General features: G+C 37.4%; 3 protein-coding genes and 1 pseudogene. All 4 read left to right on the forward strand.

Annotated elements, in window-relative coordinates; all coding sequences use genetic code 11:
* Positions 1–168 precede the first annotated feature (168 nt).
* The 4 genes and pseudogenes from HMPREF2887_RS03655 to HMPREF2887_RS03670 all read left to right on the forward strand — a co-directional run bounded on the left by HMPREF2887_RS03655 (position 169) and on the right by HMPREF2887_RS03670 (position 4225).
* Positions 169–1020, forward strand: coding sequence for a MetQ/NlpA family ABC transporter substrate-binding protein (locus HMPREF2887_RS03655; protein ID WP_003026085.1), 852 nt, complete (start codon positions 169–171; stop codon positions 1018–1020).
* Between the two features lie 85 nt (positions 1021–1105).
* Positions 1106–2479, forward strand: a complete 1374-nt coding sequence (locus tag HMPREF2887_RS03660; RefSeq protein ID WP_003026083.1) for a M20/M25/M40 family metallo-hydrolase — start codon at positions 1106–1108, stop codon at positions 2477–2479.
* Positions 2472–3532 (forward strand): annotated as a pseudogene (locus tag HMPREF2887_RS03665) (methionine ABC transporter ATP-binding protein). The gene HMPREF2887_RS03660 and the pseudogene HMPREF2887_RS03665 overlap by 8 nt, the downstream one beginning before the upstream one ends.
* Positions 3533–4225 (forward strand): methionine ABC transporter permease, encoded by a 693-nt coding sequence (locus HMPREF2887_RS03670; protein ID WP_003026079.1) that lies wholly within the window; start codon positions 3533–3535, stop codon positions 4223–4225. It begins immediately after the preceding pseudogene.
* Positions 4226–4444 lie beyond the last annotated feature (219 nt).

Consider the following 4444-nt stretch of genomic DNA (forward strand, 5'->3'; position numbering starts at 1 on the left):
GATGTGAAATAAGAGAATGTAAAGCCAGCTAGTTTCAAAGTTTCAGCTGGTTTTCTTACACAAAACAGTTATAGTTTATAGCTATACCTTTTGTTATGAAATAACAATTTGTCAATCAGCTAAATATGTGCGATACTATTTTCATAAGATTTTTAAAGGAGACAGAAAATGAAATTGAAAAAATGGTTTGGAATAACGGTTCTAGCAGCTGCAGCAGTGATTGGCTTAGCAGCTTGTGGTTCAGGAAATAAAAGTGATAACGCCAAAACGGTTAAGATTGGTGTGATGACAAAGAGCGACTCAGAAGAAAAACGCTGGGACAAGATCCAAGAATTGTTGAAAAAAGACAATATTAAATTGGAATTTACAGAATTTACGGACTACTCGCAACCAAATAAAGCAGTTGCTGATGGTGCAGTGGATATCAATGCTTTCCAACATTACTATTTCTTGAACAATTGGAACAAGGAAAATAAGCAAGACTTAGTCGCAGCTGCTGAAACTTATATCTCACCCATTCGTCTCTACTCTGGTACCAAAAATGGAAAAAATAAATATACAAAAGTAGACCAAATTCCAAATGGTGCAGAAATTGCAGTTCCAAATGATGCGACAAATGAAAGTCGGGCGCTTAATTTATTACAATCTGCAGGATTGATTAAATTAGACAAGTCTGGAAATGAATTGGCAACTGTGGCAAATATCAAAGAAAATCCGAAAAAATTGAAAATTACAGAATTGGATGCTAGTCAAACAGCTCGCTCATTGACTTCAGTAGATGCAGCCGTTGTAAACAATACATTTGTAACAGAAGCAAAATTGGACTATAAAAACGCTTTGTTCATTGAACCAAAAGATAAAAATTCAAAACAATGGTTTAATATCATTGCAGCCAAAAAAGATTGGGAAAAATCTTCAAAAGCCGATGCCATTAAAAAAATCATCAAAGCTTACCATACAGATGAAGTGAAAAAAGTGGTTGAAGAAACATCAGATGGCTTAGACCAACCAGTTTGGTAATCTTAATTCTATTAGCTGTAGTTCAGTCTAAAAACTCAGTTGGTAATTCCAACTGAGTTTTGTCGCCATTCTATAAGGAGAAAAGATGACATTTTCAAGTGAAGAAGAACAAATTAAAAGATTTGAAGAGGATATGGTGGCACAAGACTATATTGCCGTTTTACGGGCGTTGATTGCTAAAAAATCAATCTTCGCTCAACAAGTCGGTTTACAAGAAGTTGCTGCTTATCTGAAAGAAATTTTTACAAAAGCTGGTGCAGAGGTGGAATTAGATGAAAGCTATACAGCGCCATTTGTGATAGCAACATTTAAAAGTCAGAATCCAACAGCTAAGACAATTATTTTTTACAACCATTATGATACAGTTCCGGCAGATAGTGATCAAATTTGGACAGATGATCCGTTCACTCTATCTATTCGGGATGGTAGTATGTATGGTCGTGGAGTCGATGATGATAAAGGGCATATTATCGCACGTTTGACGGCTGTTCAAAAGTATTTACAAAAGCATAAGAGTTTGCCTGTCAATGTTATTTTTATGATGGAAGGGGCAGAAGAGTCTGCTTCTGTTGATTTAGAAAAATACTTAGCCAAGCACAAGGCACTTCTACAAGGGGCAGACCTTCTCATTTGGGAACAAGGGATTAAAAATTCTTTGGGTCAACTAGAAATTTCTGGCGGAAACAAAGGAATTGTGACCTTTGATATGAAGGTCCAAAGTGCGGAAGTGGATATTCATTCTAGCTTTGGTGGTGTAATTGATTCAGCTTCTTGGTACTTGTTGAACGCCCTTGCTAGCTTGAGAGGTAAGGATGGACGTATTCAGGTAGAAGAACTTTATGATCAAGTAATCGTACCTAATCAACGAGAGTTAGCTTTAGTGGAACAATACGCTCAGCGCAGTCCAGAAGAAGTACAAGCTATTTATGGTTTGGAATTGCCTTTATTACAAGAGGAGAAAAAAGCTTTTTTAAATCGAATTTTCTTTGAACCCTCTTTAAATATTGAAGGAATTACTTCTGGTTACCAGGGTCAGGGAGTGAAGACGATTCTTCCGTCAGAGGCTTCAGCAAAAGCAGAAGTTCGCTTAGTGCCAGGACTGGAACCACATGGAGTATTAGAACTGATTCGCAAACAACTCGACAAAAATGGTTTCGATAAGGTAGAATTAGTTTATACTTTGGGAGAAATGAGCTATCGTAGTGATATGAGTGCGTCGCCGATTTTAAATGTCATTAAACTGGCTAAGAAATTCTATCAAAAAGGAGTTTCTGTCTTACCAACTACAGCAGGTACAGGACCGATGTACACGGTATTTGAAGCACTTGAGGTACCAATGGTCGCCTTTGGACTTGGAAATGCGAATAGTCGAGACCATGGCGGTGACGAAAATGTACGCATTGCAGATTATTACACCCATATTGAATTAGTAGAGGAGCTGATTGCAAGTTATGAGTAAAGAAATGATTCAGTTAGATCACATTGATGTAACCTTTCAACAAAAGAAACGTCAGATTCAAGCAGTTAAAGATGTGACTATTCATATTCAAGAAAGAGATATCTATGGAATTGTCGGTTATTCTGGGGCTGGGAAATCAACCTTGGTTCGTGTCATTAACCTACTGCAAGTTCCAACGAGCGGGAAAATTATTGTAGATGATGATGTCCTTTTTGACAATAAGGTAACCTTGACAGCAGAACAGCTACGTCGCAAACGTCAAGACATCGGCATGATTTTTCAACATTTTAATCTGATGAGTCAATTGACAGCAGAAGAAAATGTCGCTTTTGCATTGAAACATTCTGGCTTATCAAAAGAAGAAAAGAAAGAAAAAGTGCGTACACTGTTGGAGTTGGTCGGCTTAGCCGATCGTGCTGAAAATTATCCTTCTCAGCTTTCTGGAGGGCAAAACAGCGGGTTGCAATCGCGCGTGCCTTGGCAAATGACCCCAAAATCTTGATTTCTGATGAATCAACCTCTGCCTTAGATCCAAAAACAACTAAACAAATTTTAGCTCTTTTACAAGATTTAAATCAAAAGCTAGGATTAACAATTGTTTTAATCACCCATGAAATGCAAATTGTTAAAGACATCGCTAATCGTGTCGCTGTTATGCAAGATGGTCAACTGATTGAAGAAGGTTCTGTTTTGGATATTTTCTCTAATCCTCAGCAAGATTTAACCAAAGACTTTATCTCTACCGCAACAGGAATTGATGAAGCTATGGGCAAGATTGAGCAACAAGAAATTGTCAAACATTTGGCGAAAAATAGTCTCTTGGTGCAAATGAAGTACGCAGGAACCTCTACAGATGACCCCTTACTGAATGAAATTTACAAACATCATCAAGTTACCGCCAATATACTTTATGGGAACATTGAAATTTTAGGTGGAACGCCTGTTGGAGAACTGGTCGTTGTTTTATCTGGTGAAAAGGAAAATCTAGCAGCTGCTAAAACAGCCATTCGTGAAGCTGGTGTTCAATTGACAGTATTGAAGGGAGAAGCATAGATGGAAAATTTTATTCAAACATACTTGCCGAATGTTTATCGAATGGGTTGGAGCGGTCAAGCTGGCTGGGGAACAGCTATTTACTTGACATTGTATATGACAGTCATTTCTTTTATTATCGGCGGATTGTTAGGCTTAATTGCAGGGCTTTTTCTTGTTTTGACTGCTCCAGGAGGTGTCTTGGAAAATAAAATAGCTTTTTGGATTTTAGACAAAATCACATCTATCTTCCGTGCTATCCCATTTATTATTTTGTTAGCTGTTCTTTCACCTTTTTCACACTTGATTGTGGGGACTAGTATTGGACCAAATGCAGCTATCGTACCTCTTTCTTTTGCAGTATTTGCTTTCTTTGCTCGCCAAGTTCAAGTTGTACTCGCTGAGTTAGACGGCGGTGTTATCGAGGCCGCCCAAGCTAGTGGAGCAACTTTTGGTGATCTTGTCGGTGTTTATCTGCGAGAAGGTTTGCCAGATTTGATTCGTGTGACAACAGTCACTCTTATTTCTCTCGTTGGCGAGACTGCAATGGCTGGTGCTGTCGGTGCTGGAGGAATCGGGAATGTTGCGATTGCTTATGGCTTCAATCGCTATAATAACGATGTAACTATTTTAGCAACGGTTATTATCATTGTACTTATCTTTGCTATTCAGTTTGCTGGTGATTTTTTGACTAGAAAATTAAGCCATAAATAAGATAGCTGAGATGATTGTTAGAGATAAACAATAAATATATAGAAAAATGATATAAAAGTTCTATGATAATAGGTCATAGAATTTTTAGTTTATACATATTTTATCTTTCGTATGACTAGCGCAAGTATTTAGCAGTTTACAGGAGATAAGAAAGAGGAGGAAGGAAAAATTGGAAGAAAAAGTTTAAGAAAAGTAAAAAAAGATGAAAAAAGGTATTGA

Source organism: Streptococcus sp. HMSC071H03, from assembly GCF_001813035.1.
Taxonomy (GTDB): domain Bacteria; phylum Bacillota; class Bacilli; order Lactobacillales; family Streptococcaceae; genus Streptococcus; species Streptococcus anginosus.

Coding starts and splice junctions, on each gene's coding strand:
- HMPREF2887_RS03670 (WP_003026079.1), top strand. CDS start 3,533: ATGGAAAATTTTATTCAAACATACTTGCCGAATGTTTATCGAATGGGT.
- HMPREF2887_RS03660 (WP_003026083.1), top strand. CDS start 1,106: ATGACATTTTCAAGTGAAGAAGAACAAATTAAAAGATTTGAAGAGGAT.
- HMPREF2887_RS03655 (WP_003026085.1), top strand. CDS start 169: ATGAAATTGAAAAAATGGTTTGGAATAACGGTTCTAGCAGCTGCAGCA.